14 protein-coding genes are annotated in these 17573 nt (G+C 48.2%); 10 read left to right on the top strand and 4 right to left on the bottom strand.

Annotated elements, in window-relative coordinates; genetic code table 11:
- Window positions 1-26 precede the first annotated feature (26 nt).
- The 5 genes from leuC to F7D20_RS12225 all read left to right on the top strand — a co-directional run bounded on the left by leuC (window position 27) and on the right by F7D20_RS12225 (window position 5636).
- The gene (gene leuC, locus F7D20_RS12205) at window positions 27-1421 is read left to right on the top strand and encodes a 3-isopropylmalate dehydratase large subunit (protein ID WP_158464284.1); all 1395 of its coding nucleotides are present in this window, start codon (window positions 27-29) and stop codon (window positions 1419-1421) included.
- 33 nt (window positions 1422-1454) lie between these two features.
- Window positions 1455-2045 (top strand): 3-isopropylmalate dehydratase small subunit, encoded by a 591-nt coding sequence (gene leuD / locus F7D20_RS12210; RefSeq protein WP_006846819.1) that lies wholly within the window; start codon window positions 1455-1457, stop codon window positions 2043-2045.
- A gap of 2 nt (window positions 2046-2047) precedes the next feature.
- Window positions 2048-3646 (top strand): alpha-isopropylmalate synthase regulatory domain-containing protein, encoded by a 1599-nt coding sequence (locus F7D20_RS12215; RefSeq protein ID WP_158464285.1) that lies wholly within the window; start codon window positions 2048-2050, stop codon window positions 3644-3646.
- Between the two features lie 227 nt (window positions 3647-3873).
- Window positions 3874-4935 carry a 3-isopropylmalate dehydrogenase gene (gene leuB, locus F7D20_RS12220; RefSeq protein WP_158464286.1) on the top strand — a complete coding sequence of 354 codons (1062 nt, stop codon included), beginning with the start codon at window positions 3874-3876 and terminating at the stop codon, window positions 4933-4935.
- Window positions 4935-5636: a tetratricopeptide repeat protein gene (locus tag F7D20_RS12225; RefSeq protein WP_437182674.1), complete on the top strand. Its 702-nt coding sequence runs from the start codon at window positions 4935-4937 to the stop codon at window positions 5634-5636. The genes leuB and F7D20_RS12225 overlap by 1 nt, the downstream gene beginning before the upstream one ends.
- A gap of 142 nt (window positions 5637-5778) precedes the next feature.
- Here F7D20_RS12225 and F7D20_RS12230 read toward each other — a convergent pair whose 3' ends face one another.
- Window positions 5779-7242, bottom strand: a complete 1464-nt coding sequence (locus F7D20_RS12230; RefSeq protein ID WP_158464287.1) for an aminoacyl-histidine dipeptidase — start codon at window positions 7240-7242, stop codon at window positions 5779-5781.
- An 87-nt stretch (window positions 7243-7329) separates the two neighbouring features.
- Here F7D20_RS12230 and F7D20_RS12235 point away from each other — a divergent pair, with 87 nt between their 5' ends.
- The 5 genes from F7D20_RS12235 to F7D20_RS12255 all read left to right on the top strand — a co-directional run bounded on the left by F7D20_RS12235 (window position 7330) and on the right by F7D20_RS12255 (window position 11673).
- Entirely contained in the window at window positions 7330-7524 is a 195-nt protein-coding gene (locus tag F7D20_RS12235) for a hypothetical protein (RefSeq protein WP_022251408.1), read from the top strand.
- Window positions 7525-7614: 90 nt separating this feature from the next.
- Entirely contained in the window at window positions 7615-8226 is a 612-nt protein-coding gene (locus F7D20_RS12240; RefSeq protein ID WP_022251409.1) for an OmpH family outer membrane protein, read from the top strand.
- 132 nt (window positions 8227-8358) lie between these two features.
- Window positions 8359-9006, top strand: a complete 648-nt coding sequence (gene nth / locus F7D20_RS12245; RefSeq protein ID WP_158464288.1) for an endonuclease III — start codon at window positions 8359-8361, stop codon at window positions 9004-9006.
- A gap of 13 nt (window positions 9007-9019) precedes the next feature.
- Window positions 9020-9733: a DUF2461 domain-containing protein gene (locus F7D20_RS12250; RefSeq protein ID WP_158464289.1), complete on the top strand. Its 714-nt coding sequence runs from the start codon at window positions 9020-9022 to the stop codon at window positions 9731-9733.
- A gap of 47 nt (window positions 9734-9780) precedes the next feature.
- The gene (locus F7D20_RS12255; RefSeq protein ID WP_158464290.1) at window positions 9781-11673 is read left to right on the top strand and encodes a thioredoxin-like domain-containing protein; all 1893 of its coding nucleotides are present in this window, start codon (window positions 9781-9783) and stop codon (window positions 11671-11673) included.
- A 607-nt stretch (window positions 11674-12280) separates the two neighbouring features.
- Here the strand turns inward: F7D20_RS12255 and F7D20_RS12260 are convergent.
- The 3 genes from F7D20_RS12260 to F7D20_RS12270 all read right to left on the bottom strand — a co-directional run bounded on the left by F7D20_RS12260 (window position 12281) and on the right by F7D20_RS12270 (window position 17250).
- Window positions 12281-13177, bottom strand: coding sequence for a GYF domain-containing protein (locus F7D20_RS12260; protein ID WP_158464291.1), 897 nt, complete (start codon window positions 13175-13177; stop codon window positions 12281-12283).
- A 56-nt stretch (window positions 13178-13233) separates the two neighbouring features.
- Window positions 13234-14433: a clostripain-related cysteine peptidase gene (locus tag F7D20_RS12265; RefSeq protein ID WP_158464292.1), complete on the bottom strand. Its 1200-nt coding sequence runs from the start codon at window positions 14431-14433 to the stop codon at window positions 13234-13236.
- A gap of 135 nt (window positions 14434-14568) precedes the next feature.
- The gene (locus F7D20_RS12270; protein ID WP_158464293.1) at window positions 14569-17250 is read right to left on the bottom strand and encodes a valine--tRNA ligase; all 2682 of its coding nucleotides are present in this window, start codon (window positions 17248-17250) and stop codon (window positions 14569-14571) included.
- Window positions 17251-17573 lie beyond the last annotated feature (323 nt).

Raw genomic sequence — 17573 nt, forward strand, 5'->3', positions numbered from 1 at the left:
GATAAATATATAACAAACAGGATATTATGAATACATTATTCGACAAGATTTGGGACAAGCACGTTGTCCAGATTGTGGAAGACGGCCCCACACAGCTTTACATCGACCGTCTCTACTGTCACGAAGTAACATCACCTCAGGCATTCGCCGGTATGCGGGCACGCGGACTCAAGATGTTCCGTCCAGACCAGATTTTCTGTATGCCTGACCACAATACTCCAACACACGATCAGGATAAGCCAATCGAGGATCCTATCTCTAAGAAGCAGGTAGATACTTTGGCAAAGAACACTGCTGATTTCGGCGTAACTCACTTTGCCATGAACACTAAGGACAATGGTATCATCCACGTAGTCGGACCAGAGAAGGGTCTTTCTCTTCCAGGTATGACCATCGTCTGCGGTGACTCTCACACTTCTACCCATGGTGCCATGGGCGCGGTAGCCTTCGGTATCGGCACTTCAGAGGTTGAGATGGTGATGGCTTCACAATGTATTCTTCAGAGCAAGCCAAAGTCAATGCGCATCAGCATCAACGGTAAGCTCAGCAAGGGCGTTACTGCCAAGGACGTTGCCCTCTACCTCATGAGTCAACTCACTACTTCGGGTGCCACTGGTTACTTCGTAGAGTACAGTGGTGATGTAGTGAAAGATATGTCTATGGAAGGTCGTCTCACTCTCTGCAATCTCTCTATCGAGATGGGTGCCCGTGGTGGCTTCGTAGCTCCTGATGAGACAACATTCGAGTACATCAAGGGGCGTGAATATGCACCTAAGGGTGAAGAGTGGGACAAGGCTGTGGCTTACTGGAAGACCTTGAAGAGTGGTGATGACGCAGTCTTCGACAAAGAGTTGACTTTCGAGGCAAAGGATATCGAACCACGTATCACTTATGGTACTAACCCAGGTATGGGTATCGGCATCACCGAGAGCATCCCAACACTCGATGAGATTCCAGAGGAAGAGCAGGCTGGTTTCAAGAAGAGCCTCAACTACATGGGCTTCCAGCCAGGCGAGAAACTGGAGGGTCATCCTATCGATTATGTATTCCTGGGTGCATGCACCAATGGTCGTATTGAAGACTTCCGTGCCTTTGCTTCATTGGTTAAAGGAAAGAAGAAGGCTGACGGCGTAACAGCTTGGCTTGTACCGGGTTCATGGTTGGTTGATAAACAAATTCGTGAAGAGGGAATCGACAAGATAGTAGAGGCTGCAGGCTTCGAGATTCGTCAGCCAGGTTGTTCTGCCTGTCTGGCAATGAACGATGATAAGATTCCTGCAGGCAAGTACTCTGTAAGTACATCTAACCGTAACTTCGAGGGTCGTCAGGGACCAGGTTCCCGCACCATCCTTGCCAGTCCATACGTAGCTGCCGCTGCCGCTATCACAGGTAAGATTACCGACCCAAGAGAGTTTATGTAATGTTAAGTGTTCAATGTTAAATGAAAAATTGAAATGAAACAGAAATTCAATGTTATCACATCCAGCTGCATTCCTCTCCCCTTGGAGAATGTAGATACCGACCAGATCATACCAGCCCGTTTCCTCAAGGCCATCGATAAAGAGGGCATGGGTGACAACCTTTTCCGCGATTGGCGCTACAATGCCGACGGAACTCCAAAACCCGACTTCGTGATGAACGATCCTTCCTACAGTGGCGTCATCCTCGTGGCTGGCAAGAACTTCGGTTCGGGTTCTTCACGTGAGCATGCTGCCTGGGCTATTGCAGGCGCTGGCTTCCGTGTGGTTATCAGCTCTTTCTTCGCTGATATTCACAAGAACAACGAGTTGAACAACCTCGTATTGCCTGTTGTGGTAAGCGAGGAATTCCTGAAAGAACTCTTCGAGAGCATCGACAAGGATCACAAGACAGAGGTGAAGGTAGATCTTCCTAACCAGACCGTGACTAATCTTGCTACCGGCAAGAGCGAGCACTTTGAAATCAATGGCTACAAGAAGCATTGTTTGGAAAATGGTTTGGACGACGTAGACTTCCTCGTTCAGAACCGTGACAAGGTTGAGGCTTGGGAAGCTAAAAACAAGTAATTATGGACGTTAACGCAAAGAGAGATAATTCCCGCATCAAGGAGATTGAAATCATGGACTGCACGCTGCGCGACGGCGAGCAGACCAATGGTGTCAGTTTCCTTCCTCACGAGAAATTGATGATAGCAAGAATGCTGTTGCACGACATCAATGTTGATCGCATTGAGGTTGCTTCAGCGCGTGTGTCGGAAGGAGAAAAGGATGCTGTCGCTCGAATTTGCCGTTATGCCAAGACCATAGGTAAGCTGGATTCCGTTGAGGTATTGGGATTCGTGGATAACAACAAGAGTGTGGATTGGATTGCCGAATGCGGTGGTCACGTCATCAACCTCCTGGCGAAGGGTAGCTACAAGCACTGCACCCAGCAGCTCAAGATGTCGCCTGAAGAACATCTCGCTCACATCAAGCAGACTATCGACTATGCTTTGAGCAGGGATTTTACCGTAAATCTCTATTTAGAGGATTGGTCGAGCGGAATGCGCGACAGTCGTGACTATCTCTTCACGATGATGGACGAGCTGGTGAAGTTGCCTATCAAGCGCTTCCTGCTTCCTGATACGCTGGGCATTCTGAACCCGTTGCAGTGTGTGGAATACATGCGACAGATGGTTCGCCGTTATCCGAACTCTCACTTCGATTTCCATGCCCACAACGACTACGATTTGGCTGTGAGCAACTCTCTGGCAGCCGTATTGAGCGGAGCCAAGGGTCTTCACGTTACCGTGAATGGTTTGGGCGAACGCTGCGGAAATGCACCATTAGCGAGTGTTCAGGTGATTCTGAAGGACATGTTCGAGGCAAAGACCAATATCAAGGAAGACCGATTGAACGATATTTCCCGATTGGTTGAAGGTTACAGCGGCATTGCCGTGGCTCCGAATACACCGGTTGTTGGAGACAATGTCTTCACCCAGGTGGCTGGCGTACATGCTGATGGCGACAACAAGGACAAGCTTTATTGCAACGACCTGGTGCCTGAGCGTTTCGGCAGACATCGCGAGTATGCATTGGGCAAGAATTCCGGTAAGGCAAACATCATCCAGAACCTCAATGAGCTGGGATTGGAGTTGACTCCGGAACAGACCAAGGCGGTGACCAAGCGAATCACCGAACTCGGCGACCGCAAGGAGCTGGTAACTCAGGACGACCTGCCCTATATCGTGAGCGATGTACTGAAGCATGGTGCTCCGGAGGATAAAGTGAAACTGGTAAGTTACATGGTATCCACCTCATACGGTTTGAAGCCTATAGCAAGCCTTAAGGTGGAAATCGATGGCAAGGAGTATGAAGACCAGAGCTCTGGCGATGGTCAGTATGATGCCTTCGTGAAAGCGCTGCGCAACATTTACAAGGTGAAGCTCGGCAAGACTTTCCCCAAGCTCGACAACTATCAGGTAACCATTCCTCCAGGTGGTCGTACCGATGCTCTCGTTCAGACCGTCATCACCTGGCGTGAAGGCGACCGTATCTGGCGCACCCGAGGCTTGGATGCCGACCAGACAGAAGCTGCTATCAAGGCTACGCTGAAAATGATTAATATGTACGAGGCTGATAAGAGCGACGAACAGGCTGTCTCGCCTCGAAATCTTGATATGGAGTAATATCTCCGAAGATTAATAAATTATCTCCGAAAATTACAGAATTATCTCCGAAGGATATGAAAATTATGCAAACATCTCCGAAGGTTTCTATTCAGCAGTACGCCCTGAAGGGGCAGAAGCTCTTAGCCCAGGGCAACACCCTGGGTATAAGATAGCATTTAGCAATGCGCCCTGTAAGGGCAAAAGCTTTAATCATTCAAAAAATAAACAATAAAAAATCAAATAAGATGAAATTAAACATTGCAGTTCTCGCCGGTGATGGTATCGGACCAGAGATTATGAAGCAGGGCGTAGCAGTAATGCAGGCCATTGCAGAGAAGTTCAACCATGAGTTTACTTACAATGAGGCTATCTGCGGTGCTCATGCTATCGATGAGGTAGGCGATCCATTCCCAGAGGCTACCTTCAAGACCTGTATGGATGCTGATGCTGTACTCTTCGCAGCTGTCGGTGATCCACGTTTCGACAACAACCCTACAGCCAAGGTACGTCCTGAGCAGGGCTTGCTCGCCATGCGTAAGAAGTTGGGTCTTTTCGCCAATGTCCGTCCGGTAGCTACTTTCGACTGCCTGCTCCACAAGTCTCCATTGAAGGATGAACTCTTGAAGGGTGCCGACTTCGTTGTTATCCGTGAGTTGACTGGTGGTATGTACTTTGGTGAGAAGTATCAGGACAATGACAAGGCTTACGATACTGATATCTACACCCGTCCAGAGATTGAGCGCATCCTGAAGGTGGCTTTCGAGTTCGCCATGAAGCGCAACAAGCACCTCACCGTAGTCGACAAGGCCAACGTATTGGCATCTTCTCGTCTCTGGCGTCAGATTGCCAAGGAGATGGAGCCACAGTATCCTGAGGTAAACACCGACTATATGTTCATCGACAACGCTTCTATGCGTGTGTTGACAGAGCCTACCTTCTTCGATGTCATCGTTACAGAGAACACCTTCGGTGATATCCTTACCGATGAGACTTCTTGCATCACCGGTTCTATGGGCTTGCAGCCATCCAGCTCGTTAGGCGAGCACACTCCACTCTTTGAGCCTGTACACGGCTCATGGCCACAGGCAGCTGGCAAGAACCTGGCTAACCCTGTAGCTCAGATTCTTTCTGCAGCCATGTTGCTCGAGCACTTCGGTTTGAACGAGGAGGGTGCCTTGATCCGCAAGGCAGTAGATGCTTCTCTCGATGCCAATGTCCGCACTCCTGAGATTCAGGTTGAAGGCGGTGCTCACTATGGCACAACAGAGGTTGGCGAGTGGATCGTTAACTGGATAAAGAACGCATAATGAGAGGACACCGTCCTTTTGTGCTTGCTGCTATGCTTGCCCTGTTGCTTGGCGGCAGAGGCGAGGCGTTGGCTCAGCAGGGAGGTGCAGCCTTGCGCGACTCCTTGGCACATGCCACAGATATTCTTGCGTATCATCCTGACAGTGTAGACCTGCGCCTGAAAAAGGCTGCATGGAACATACAGTTGGAGCAATGGAACTATGCCAAGGATGAACTCGACAAGGTGCTCTTCCTCAATCAGACCAACATTGCGGGACTTTTCTACCGGGCTTTTGTCAACGAGAAACTGAAGCGTTACAACTTTGCGCGTCTCGACTATCAGAATCTTCTTGTTTTGGTACCTGGCAACTTCCAGGCACAGTTGGGACTGGCGCTTCTCAACGAGAAAGACCAACATCTCACCGAGGCTTACGATGGCATCAACAGTCTGATAGAGCAATATCCCGACAGCGCTGTAGCTTATGCAGCCCGTGGTGGAATGGAGAAAGAGAGGGGCATGCTCGACCTGGCGGTTTATGACTATGGCGAGGCAATGCGTCTCGACAGTACCTGTCAGGACTATGTGGTCAATCATGCCGACTTGCTCATCAGCTTAGGTCGCAAGAGCGAGGCATACGATGACCTTCGCCGTTTGCAGACGATGGGTGTCAAGTCAGGACAGTTGCAGGATTTCTTTGCACGTTTGCGGCGGAAGAAGTAGCGGCACATTTCATAAGCATTTTAAAACTTCCAAGTTTACACGCATAAAAAAAGGAGATTTTCCATATACGGAAAATCTCCTTTTTTTATCGTATGTTTTTTTGCTGAACTCTAACTTTCCCATTTGCGAAAGTTAAGTCCTTTTACTTCTTGGGAAGGTTGCGGAGAACCTCCAGCAAGTGATCCCAAACCATCTGAACAGTAGGGATGAGCAGAGCCTCTTCAGGAGTATGTACATTGCGAAGGGTAGGACCGAAGCTTACCATGTCGAGGTTGGGATATTTCTCAGAGAAGAGACCACACTCCAGACCGGCGTGAATTCCTTTTACCAGAGGCTCTTTGCCGAATAGTTTTTCGTAACTCTTGACTGTCAGGTCGGTCAGGGCGCTGTTGGCACGCATCTTCCATGCAGGATATTTGTCGCCTACACTTATCTTGGCACCAGCCAACTGGAAGGCAGCCTTCACCGTATTGGTCATATTGTCGAGGTTGCTCATCACATTGCTGCGCTGAGAAGCAACAATTTCGATGCTGTCCTCGGTAGTTGCCACACTTGCCACATTGCTCGAAGTCTCAACCATTTCGGCAATGGCCTCGTCCTGGCAGTGGGTGAGAGGCCCATTGTCAACAGCCTGCAGTGCCATGATGAATCTGTCAGCCACCTGGCTTTCGATAATGTCCACAGCATCAGTGCTCTCCATGCTGAAGTGCATGCTCTGCTCCGTAACATGGAACTCGTCTTCCACCTCAGAGGCAAAGATGTTCCAGTCAGCACGAACCTGCTCTTTGGCCTCGTTCTTTACCGCAAACACAACCTGTCCGTCGCGAGGAATGGCGTTGTGCATCTTTCCGCTGTTGAAGCTTGCCAAGAGGATGCCATCTTCTTGTTTCTCCATTTCCATATAGAGGAAACGGGCCAGAATCTTGATGGCATTGGCGCGCTTCTTGTCGATATCGTCACCCGAGTGGCCTCCGTTCAGTCCCTTGATATTCAATTTGAGGAAGAAATATCCGGCAGGAGCCTTCTCGCGAGAGAAGTCGAAGGTGGCATGGATTGTCTGTCCACCGGCACAAGAAACGAAGATAAGTCCTTCGTCCTCTGAGTCGAGGTTGATGAGCATGTTGCCTTTCATGAAACCAGCCTCCATGCCGTGTGCACCAGTAAGTCCTGTTTCCTCGTCACGTGTGAAGACACACTCCACAGGTCCGTGCTCGATGTCATCAGAGTCGAGGATAGCCAGCTCAATGGCGCAGCCTATTCCGTCGTCGGCGCCTAAGGTAGTGCCCTTGGCTTTCATCCATTCTCCGTCCACGTAGGTCTGTATGGCATCCTTGGTGAAGTCAACGTCTACATCCACCAGCTTGTCGCACACCATGTCCATGTGGCTCTGCAGGATAATCGTCTCTCGGTCCTCATAGCCAGGAGTGGCGGGTTTGCGGATAATCACGTTGCCGGTTTTGTCGACAACAGTCTCCAAGTTGTGGCTTTTACCAAACTCTTTCAGGTACTCAATCATCTGTTCCTCGTGCTTTGATGGACGTGGAATCTGATTGATTTTAGCAAACTGCTCGAAAACACGAGCAGGTTTCAAATCATTTTTAGTCATTTTATGTATTTTTATTTTGAACTTTGCTTGAAAAATATTACCTTTGCATCCAAATGTGCAATCTAATGCACTGCAAAAGTAATAAAAATGATAAAGATATTGCTATTTAGCGTGTTAATAATTGCTATATCTGTAGCTTTATTATCCGTGAAGTTGATTTTTCGCAAGAACGGCAAGTTCTCCTCGCAGCATGTCCACGACAATCCTGGACTTCGCAAGCAGGGTATTCATTGTGTGGTAGATCAGGACCGCGAGGCACGACAAGCGGGAAAGGCCTATTGAGGAAGTGAAGAGTGAAGAACGAAGACGGATTCTCTCTTTTATAAATCTTATGTAAGATATAAAATAATAAAAAACTAAAATAACAAGAAAATGAAAAAGAACATTTTGGGCTTCATGGCTATCGCAGCAGTTGCTGCCTTGTCATTGGCATCATGCAACAAGTCGCAGCCACAGGTTGAGGCTAAGTCTGAGAGCAAGGCTCCTGCTGAGTTGAAGATTGCGTATGTAGAGGTCGACTCTATCATGACACAGTATACATTTGCCAAAGAGTATTCTGCTCTCTTGGAGAAGAAGGGTCAGAACATTCAGGCTACACTTGCACAGAAGCAGCAGAACTTGCAGGCAGCAGCTGCCAACTTCCAGCAGAAGATTCAGCAGAATGCACTCACACGCGAGCAGGCAGAGGCTATACAGGCTGGTTTGCAGAAGCAGAGCAACGACGTGCAGGGTTTGCAGCAGCGTCTGAGCAACGAGTTTGCTGCCGAGCAGGCAAAGTACAACAAGGCTCTCCACGACAGTATTGCTCACTATCTGGCTGCCTACAACAAGGACAAGAAGTACAGCATCATCTTGTCTAAGAGTGGCGATAACCTTCTTTATGCCGACAAGGCTTACGATATCACTAACGAGGTGATCAATGGCTTGAACAAGGCTTACAAGGGCAAGTTGAAGAGCGAGACTGCTGCACCTGCTAAGAAATAATCCTTTGGGTGTAAGTCTTAAAACACGTACAATAACGATTCTATTTTTTTATAGAGAAATTTTACTGATAGACATACAGCTCCTTTCTGGTTTGCTGTATGGCTATATATATATAATAAGGTATAAAGAACAATGCTTCGCAAAGAAAGATACGAATACGTGTTGGATCATTTCCGACAGGAGATGCCCCGTGTCACTACCGAGTTGGAGTTTGGCAGTGCTTTCCAGTTGCTGGTAGCTACCTTGCTGTCGGCTCAGTGTACCGACAAGCGCATCAACATGGTTACGCCAGCTCTTTTTGCCCGTTATCCTGATGCCCGTTCCATGGCAGCGGCTACGGTGGAAGAAGTGTACGAACTCATTCGTTCGGTGAGCTATCCCAATGCCAAGGCGAAGCATCTCGTAGAGATGTCGTGCCAGTTGGTGGAGCGGTTCAATGGTGAGGTGCCAGAGTCGGCTGCCAATCTGACGAGCCTTGCCGGAGTAGGGCGCAAGACCGCCAATGTGATTCGTGCCGTGTGGTTTGGCAAGGCCACCATGGCAGTAGATACGCATGTCTATCGTGTCAGCCATCGCATGGGGTTGGTGCCTGCCACGGCCGACAGTCCGCGAAAGGTGGAAGACTATCTGATGGCTAACATTCCTGAAGCCGATATTCCCAACGCGCACCATTGGCTCCTGTTGCATGGCCGCTATATATGTAAGAGTGCCAAACCGCTATGCGAGCAGTGCTTCTTTAACGAGCATTGTCCCAAACGCCTGAAAAACAGTAAACTATAGCAATACAGATAAGATGAATGTCAAGAAGATCAATCATTTTTTGCAGGATGTGGCTGCTCACAACAACCGTGAGTGGTTCCAGGAACACAAGGCAGAGTATCTGGCAGCCAAGTCTGATTTCGAGGAAGGCATCAGTAAGGCCATTGCGCACTATGCCGGTTTCGATGACGAAATAGCCCACTTGCAGGTGAAAGACTGTACGTATCGTTTCTATCGTGACATACGTTTTTCTTCCGATAAGTCGCCCTATAAGCGCCATTTCGGAGCCTACATTTGTACTCACGGCAAGAAGTCGCTTCGTGGTGGCTACTATATTCATGTAGAGCCAGGACATTGCCTTTTGGCAGTCGGTGCCTACTGTCTACCTACGAATATCCTTACCTCGTGCCGCAACGAGATTATGGGTAACATTGACGAATGGCGACGTGCTGTGGAGAATGGCAGGTTTGTCAATACCTTCGGTTATCCTGGTGAGGGTGTATGGAAGGACGATGACGAGATAAGCGACAAAGGTTTCGGAGTCAATATGTTGAAGAAAGCTCCCAAGGATTTTCCTAAGGATTATGAGTTTCTCGACTATCTGAAGATGAAGGACTACTGTGCCTGGGTCCGTGTGCCCGATGATTTCTTTGCCGATGAAGCTTGGCTCAGCAAGTCGGCAGACATCTTCCGTGTGGCAAAGCCCATGATGGATTTCGTCAATTCCGTGATTGATGACTATGAATAGCTCAGCTATTCCTTTTTTGAGGGAAAAAAATCAAATATACACATTAAATGAAAACAATGTATTTCAGTCAGAAAGCCTTATTGCTTGTTGTCTTTCTGATGTTGGTCGTTTCTTCAGCGGCACAAGCCAAGCGAGTTGTTGAGCGTCCTTACTTCTTCGCCTCCAACAATCATAAATTAGAAATCGAGCGTGTGACACTCGACAAGAAAGCTACAGTTCTTGACGTAAAAATCTATCAGGCCAGTGGCAAGGTTAGTATCGATTCCCATGCCGTTCTTGCAGTCAATGGTGCGACGTATGCTTATCTGGGTAGTCCGCAGTTGCCAAAAGGTGTTTTTGTGAAAGTGCCTGAATGTGGGTACGTTTCTGCTACTTTGCGTTTTAAGCCAATGCCAGAGACCACGACGGAGTTTGATTTCCGTGAAGTATCCGACAACTCTGGTTGGAACATTTACGGAGTGCGCCTCGACGGCAGACGGCCACAGGCTGACATTCCGCAGCACTTGTTACAGCAAGCATTTGACAAAAAGGTAGAATTGCCATCTACCGATCTCAACCTTGGCAAGACTGTTGTGAATGTGCGCTTGGTAGGGTATAAACCTGAATACGGTACTACACTTGATGTTCTCGTCGATAATTGGTTCTCACCACAGCGTATGCCGTTCGACCACGATTCTATCAGCGTGGATGGAACATGCAGCATAAGTGCCAATGCTATTTTACCGGCAATAGCAACCATTCGGGTTAACCGAATGGAGATTCCGTTTCTTGCAGTGCCTCACGATACGACTACTGTAATTATTGACCTCACGACACAGGCACTTGCCGCTACACATCTCTTTGCAGATGATGCAAGCGTCAAGAAATATGTTTGGTTTGAAGGAAAATATGCTGCTGTCGATACAGAGTTGCAGAGTGTAAAGGAAAATCTTGATGTCTATGGCAAAACTTTCTTTGATGACATTTGTGGTATGACACCATTGCAATATCGTGATTATGTGCAGAAGGTTTATGAGCAAAAACTACATGCTATTGATGCTGATGCAACCATCAGCGTTGCCACCCGAACTTTGGCGCATAGTTATCTTTCCATGAATTATGCTTCGGCGTTGTTTGGTTTTAAGAACAATATAGCCATGGCTCCTATGATTGTGCGCAAGACAGGAGTGCGACGTGCCGACCTGAGTGTTGACACATTGTCGTATTTTAAAACATTGGAGCAACTCCCAATCCTTCGTTCCAAGAATCAGCGTTATTATTCTTTTCTTGCAGACTTTACGTCAAGTTTCTGTCGCCAATATATGGCGGCTGACCCATTGTTGGATGATATAGCTGTCGGAAAGCGTCTCAGCCGTTCTTTAGGACGCAAGCATCTTCTCACCGAACAGCAGATGGCGGCAGCTCGCGATAGTATTGCCAATGATATGGTGAGGGAATTGCTTTTTGCCGACAATGAAGACTTGAAGTCCCAGCAAAAGTCTTCCGACGAAAAAATGGCCGAGATGATAAAGACAGCCAATTCCAGTTCTGTATACAGCATTATAGACATAGACTCCAAGATGTCTGCCAAACAGATTTTTCCCTCAATCATAAATAAGTATAAAGGCAAAACTCTGCTCCTTGATTTTTGGAACACGTGGTGTATGCCATGCAGGGCTGCCATGTCGGCCATTCGTCCTTTGAAAGAACAGCTCACCGATGTGGTGTATGTTTATATTGCAGATGCTTCATCGCCTGTTGGCAAATGGGGCGAGATGATAAAGACGATAAGTGGTGTGCATGTGCGGTTGACAGAGGAGCAGGCTGATGCTCTTAGTGACCTATATCATTTCTCAGGTATTCCTACTTATTTTGTTGTAAACAAGGAAGGAAAGATTACTTATCAGACAACAAGTTTTCCTGGAGTAGATAAGTTGAGAGAGGTGTTGAAGTCTGAATAACATAAATGTGGGACTTCAGGAGGAAATTCTCTTTTGAAAAACGCAAGTGCTTTCATTGACTATTGAAAGCACCTGCGTTTAAGCTCGAAGCCTATTGCGTTTAATATCGAAGCCTATTGCGTTTAAGGTCGAAGCCTATTGCGTTTAAGGTCGAAGCCTATTGCGTTTAAGGTCGAAGCCTATTGCGTTTAAGGTCGAAGCCTATTGCGTTTAAGGTCGAAGCCTATTGCGTTTAAGGTCGAAGCCTATTGCGTTTAAGGTCGAAGCCTATTGCGTTTAAGGTCGAAGCCTATTGCGTTTAAGGTCGAAGCCTATTGCGTTTAAGGTCGAAGCCTATTGCGTTTAAGGTCGAAGCCTATTGCGTTTAAGGTCGAAGCCTATTGCGTTTAAGCTCGAAGCTTATTGCGTTTAAGCATGAAGCCTATTGCGTTTAAGGTCGAAGCCTATTGCGTTTAAGCATGAAGCCTATTTCGTTTTTTTATGAGTGTCATATGACAGCAGTTATGTGCTTAATGGAGATAAAAAAGCCCTGCCCCGCTAAAGGGGGTAGGGCTTTTTGATGTATTGTCGCTTTTATATGTGTTGCCACTTCGTGGAGGGAGGCCTGTTAGAACAAGCTGAGGATCTTGTCTACTATCTTGTCGATATTAGAGGAGTCGTTGAGTTCTTCCAACTTTTCGTTGAGTTTGTCTTCCATCTTTTTGCTGACCTTGTCGGACAGTTTGTCAATAGCCTCGTTGGTCTTGTTTTCGAGCTGTGACTGCAGGTTGGTGTTGTCTGAAGAGTTGTTTGCCGACTGATTGTCATCAGTATTTTCAGATGAGTCGTTGCTGTTGAGCTGTTCCACATTTTCCATTGCCTTGATAGCATCATCGGCATTGATGGTGTATACCTTGCCCAGGATTCCAAAGCTTACGTTGTGACTTTTGCCATTGAAGTTGACGGTGCCTTTCGAGAAGATGATGTAGTTGTGGTACTCGAAAAGCTGGTCGAAGGCAACATCTATCATGTTGTTCGAGATCATCTTGGCAAACGAGCGCAGGCCATCGGCGAAGATGAAATCGTCACTGATGTTTGTAGCCTTGTCTATCACCTTGCCGACTTCCTCCTTTACGGCTTGCTTATGAGTGTCTCTGCCGGGGTTGGTGAATGCCAGGATGAGCAGAATCACAACCAAGAGTCCTACGAAGAATTTCCAGTAGGATTTCTTTTTCTTAGGCTTCTTGTCGCTGTCCTTCCCGTTCTCATTTTCCTCTGTTTCTGCTGCAGGCTGACTCATATCTTCCGCCTGATTGGCTGTAGGAGGAACAGGAGGCACAGCAGTTCCTGTTTGCTGACTGCCTTCGGCGAGAATGTATTTCAGTTCGGCTATTTTCCAGGCTGGAGTCCAGTCTGCCATACCTTCTTTCCATACCAAAGTCTCAGGCTTGATATGTTTTTCTGCCAGCTGGGCTATGCTGAATGGTCCGGCTTGCTTTCCGTTTTCTACGATGAAGTATTCCATTGTTTCTGTCTGTTTATTTTTGTTTTTCTTTAACTTCCTCCTAACTTCTTTGCTCTTCACTCTCCCTCATGCGTCGCTTTCCACCATTTGGTCTGTTTCTTGGTTCTGAGAGCCACGGGATGCGAACTGGGGTCGCTGATGGTAAGACCCGAGAAGTCTTTGACAGTGATGGTTGTCGCATTGATGTTGCTGTACACTTCTGCTGTGCTTTGTGCGGCTTTTACCGTGGCTTTCAGCTGAGTGGCAAACTGATCCTTCATCGAGGCGTTGGGCTTCAGACTGTCTACATAGTTGCCCAAGTCGTAATACAGGTTGGGGGTGTATCCGTCTTCTGTCTGCACGCCAGCCAGGCGTTCTGTGGTGATGGTGTACTTGCTGTTCAGTTCCTTCATGATGGCAGCCAACTTGTCCATCTGTCGGCAGTCGATGGCAGCAAGGCTTGCGTATGGGGTAGAGGTGCTGTTGTAATGAGAGTAGTACGACGAGATGATGCTTGCGTAGTTGGGAGTTGTCGTGTTGAGATAGCTCCAGATATCCTCGTAGGGCAGTCCCTTTGCCATAATCTCATTGGGCGAAGCCAAGAGGAAGTTGGTGGCATCCTTCAGCTCGTAAGCCGTCTCCACATTACTCATATAGCAGGCATCGAAGAGGATGTACTGCATCTTGATGCCGTTGGTCTCGATGGCTTGTGCCAGCGATGATACGTTGATGGCATAGGTGTTGTCGAGTCCGCCAAAAGAGCGGGTCTTGAGTGCAGCTTTTCTCTTGGCCTGGTTGGGATAGTCGGTCCAGTCGGAAATGTTGTTCCATCCTGTTCCGTGTCCTCCGATAATCAGGGCATAGTTGAGTGCCTCTGCTTGCTGTTTCACCTCACCGATGATGTCTGTCAGTCCTTCCGTAGTGGTGTAGGCAGTGCCGGTATAGTTTTCCAGCATCTGATGCTCTACAGTAAAGGTGCTTGAGTTGTAAGTCAGCTCAAAGAGCGAACTCTCTGTGGCAGATGTGCTCATAAACACAAATACCCTTGTGCTTTTTAGTCCCTTGTTCTTCTTGATGGCATTCTCTATCTGGTTCAGGTTGTTGACCATATCGCTGTAGAGTCCTGCCGAATTTTCGGTTCCCGACCATGGATACATGATGAGCAAGGTCTGCTTGTTGACGCTGTCGATGTCGAAAGCCTCGTCGTTGCAGCCCGTCAGTCCCATCAGGGCGAAGGATACATATATAAATAAGGTGAAAAGCTTCTTTCTTGTCATGATACGAAAAATGTTAAATGTTAAGTGTTAAATGTTAAGTCGTGGCGCCCTTGTAAAGTCTTGTTCTTAAGATGGCAAGAGCAGTCTCGTCTAACACTTAACATTCAACATTTAACATTGAAATAAAATAGTCTGTTACTTCTTCTTGAGTTCTTCGATAGTAGCCTTGAGGGCTGCGATCTTCTCTACAGAGTCGCTTTCTTTCTTGCGCTCAAGAGCCACCACCTTCTCAGGAGCGTGAGCCACGAAGTTCTCATTGCTGAGCTTCTTGCGCACACCCATCAGGAAGCCTTCAAGGTGCTTGAGCTGTGCCTCAGCCTTCTCTATCTCGGCAGCCACGTCGATAAGGTCGCCCAATGGTACGGCAAACTCGTCGGTACCTACCATGAAACTGGATGCGTCAGCGCTCTTCTCGGTGATGACCTCAATCTTGTCGAGGTTGGCCATCTTCAGAGTTACGTCGTTGTAAGCCTCGAAGTCGTTCTTGCCCACTGCCTGGAGTGAGAGCTGCTCCTTCTGAGCGATGTTCTTCTGGTTGCGAACGGTACGGACACCGGCGATAATCTGCTTCACAGCCTCGATGTCGGCTGCCAACTTCTGCTCCTCGGCTGTAGGTGCAGGAATCTCCAGCTTCTCGCGCATGATGCTCTCGCCCTCCTTGCGGTCGTAGATGTGCTGCCACAACTCCTCGGTGATGAATGGCATGAATGGGTGCAGCATCTTCAGCAGTGCGTCGAAGAAACGGAGGGTAGCATCGTAGCTCTTCTGGTCGATAGGCTGACCGTAGGCTGGCTTCACCATCTCCAAGTACCAAGATGAGAACTCATCCCAGAACAACTTATATACAGTCATCAAAGCCTCAGAGATACGGTAGTCCTTAAACTGCTTCTGCATCTCCTCGTTCACCTCCTTGAGCTTGGCGTCAAACCATTTCACTGCGATTTCTGCGCTCTTAGGCTGTTCGATATCTGCTGTCTCCCAACCCTTAACGAGGCGGAAGGCGTTCCAAATCTTGTTGTTGAAGTTACGTCCCTGCTCGCAAAGGCTCTCGTCGAAGAGGATGTCATTGCCTGCAGGCGCAGAGAGCATCATACCCATGCGTACACCGTCGGCACCAAACTTATCGATCAGGTCGATAGGGTCAGGAGAGTTGCCGAGGCTCTTGCTCATCTTGCGGCCGAGCTTGTCGCGAACGATACCTGTGAAGTACACGTGCTTGAAAGGCATCTTGCCACGATATTCGTAGCCAGCCATGATCATACGTGCCACCCAGAAGAAGATGATGTCCGGACCTGTTACGAGGTCGCTGGTGGGGTAGTAGTAGTTGATCTCCTCATTGTCTGGGTGCTCGATGCCGTCGAAGAGAGAGATAGGCCACAGCCATGAAGAGAACCATGTGTCGAGGCAGTCGCTCTCTTGTTCCAGGTCTTCGGCCTTGATGTTGGCATTCTTCTCCTGTGCGAGCTTCAAAGCCTCCTCTGCGGTTTCAGCCACTACGAAGTCCTTCTTGCCCTCGTTGTCGAAGTAGTAGGCTGGTATGCGATGACCCCACCACAACTGACGGCTGATACACCAGTCTTTGATATTCTCCAACCAGTGGCGATAGGTGTTCTTATATTTCTTGGGGTAGAACTCGATATCGTCGTCCATGACCGGTGCGAGGGCGATGTCGGCAAAGTGCTGCATCTTGAGGAACCACTGTGTAGAGAGCTTAGGCTCGATAGGCACATTGGTGCGCTCGGAGAAACCTACCTTATTATTATAGTCCTCTATCTTCTCCATGAGGCCAGCCTCCTGCAGGTCGGTAGAGATCTGCTTGCGCACGTCCATGCGGTCCATGCCCACATACATGCCGGCAGCCTCACTGATGGTTCCGTTGTCGTTGAAGATATCGATGGTTGCCAGTCCGTGCTTCAAGCCGAGTGCATGGTCGTTGATGTCGTGAGCTGGAGTCACCTTCAGACAACCTGTACCGAACTCGATGTCTACATATGAGTCCTCGATGACAGGAATCTCACGGCCTACGAGAGGCACGATGACGTGCTTACCCTTCAGCCAGGTGTTCTTCTTGTCCTCTGGGTTGATACACATGGCTGTATCGCCCATGATGGTCTCAGGACGTGTGGTAGCCACTACAGCATAGTAGCCCTTCTCGTCCTTGTGCATCACGTTCTCCTCGTCCACCTGCTGGCAGTCTTGCTCCACTACGTAATACTTCAGATGATAGAGTTTAGAGTGCTCGTCCTTGTAGATAACCTCCTCGTCGGAGAGCGCAGTCTGCGCCTTAGGATCCCAGTTCACCATACGCACGCCGCGATAGATGAGTCCCTTCTGGTAGAGGTCGCAGAACACATGGATCACGGCACGCGAACGCGTCTCGTCCATAGTGAATGCTGTGCGGTCCCAGTCGCAGCTGGCACCCAAGCGACGCAACTGCTTGAGGATGATGCCGCCATGCTCGTGAGTCCAGTCCCATGCATGCTTGAGGAACTCCTCACGGGTGAGGTCGGTCTTCTTGATGCCCTGCTGAGCGAGGCGGTTCACCACCTTGGCCTCGGTAGCGATACTGGCATGGTCGGTACCTGGCACCCAGCATGCGTTCTTTCCCTCCATTCGTGCACGGCGCACAAGGATGTCCTGGATTGTATTGTTGAGCATGTGTCCCATGTGGAGCACACCTGTTACGTTAGGTGGTGGGATTACCACTGTATAGGGGTCACGACCGTCTGGCTTCGAGCTGAAGAGTTTGTTGTCGAGCCAGTACTGATACCATTTTCCTTCCACGTCTTGTGGATCGTACTTACTTGCTAATTCCATTTTTTATTATCTTTTGTTGTTTTTTCTTCAATAAAATCGGTGCAAAGTTACTAAATTCTGCCGAAATAAGCGAGGTCTTTACTTATTATTTTCCTTCATTTATGTTTTTCATCTTCATTTGGAGCTTTAAATTTGTAGAATACTTCTTTTATCTTTTATATGTTTTCAAATGTAATCAACAGGTTAGCCCAATGTCTTTTTTAGAGCACTTCTCATTTAAAACGTACCAAAGTTGTTTCCGTATCACTTAGCACTCAATAGTGTTGTGGAATTTTGGAATAATTCATTTTTCGTGGATATAGAATGAAACCATTCCATCAGAG

This window comes from Segatella copri, from assembly GCF_009495355.1.
Lineage (GTDB): Bacteria > Bacteroidota > Bacteroidia > Bacteroidales > Bacteroidaceae > Prevotella.

Coding starts and splice junctions, on each gene's coding strand:
- leuC (WP_158464284.1), top strand. CDS start 27: ATGAATACATTATTCGACAAGATTTGGGACAAGCACGTTGTCCAGATT.
- leuD (WP_006846819.1), top strand. CDS start 1,455: ATGAAACAGAAATTCAATGTTATCACATCCAGCTGCATTCCTCTCCCC.
- F7D20_RS12215 (WP_158464285.1), top strand. CDS start 2,048: ATGGACGTTAACGCAAAGAGAGATAATTCCCGCATCAAGGAGATTGAA.
- leuB (WP_158464286.1), top strand. CDS start 3,874: ATGAAATTAAACATTGCAGTTCTCGCCGGTGATGGTATCGGACCAGAG.
- F7D20_RS12225 (WP_437182674.1), top strand. CDS start 4,935: ATGAGAGGACACCGTCCTTTTGTGCTTGCTGCTATGCTTGCCCTGTTG.
- F7D20_RS12230 (WP_158464287.1), bottom strand. CDS start 7,242: ATGACTAAAAATGATTTGAAACCTGCTCGTGTTTTCGAGCAGTTTGCT.
- F7D20_RS12235 (WP_022251408.1), top strand. CDS start 7,330: ATGATAAAGATATTGCTATTTAGCGTGTTAATAATTGCTATATCTGTA.
- F7D20_RS12240 (WP_022251409.1), top strand. CDS start 7,615: ATGAAAAAGAACATTTTGGGCTTCATGGCTATCGCAGCAGTTGCTGCC.
- nth (WP_158464288.1), top strand. CDS start 8,359: ATGCTTCGCAAAGAAAGATACGAATACGTGTTGGATCATTTCCGACAG.
- F7D20_RS12250 (WP_158464289.1), top strand. CDS start 9,020: ATGAATGTCAAGAAGATCAATCATTTTTTGCAGGATGTGGCTGCTCAC.
- F7D20_RS12255 (WP_158464290.1), top strand. CDS start 9,781: ATGAAAACAATGTATTTCAGTCAGAAAGCCTTATTGCTTGTTGTCTTT.
- F7D20_RS12260 (WP_158464291.1), bottom strand. CDS start 13,177: ATGGAATACTTCATCGTAGAAAACGGAAAGCAAGCCGGACCATTCAGC.
- F7D20_RS12265 (WP_158464292.1), bottom strand. CDS start 14,433: ATGACAAGAAAGAAGCTTTTCACCTTATTTATATATGTATCCTTCGCC.
- F7D20_RS12270 (WP_158464293.1), bottom strand. CDS start 17,250: ATGGAATTAGCAAGTAAGTACGATCCACAAGACGTGGAAGGAAAATGG.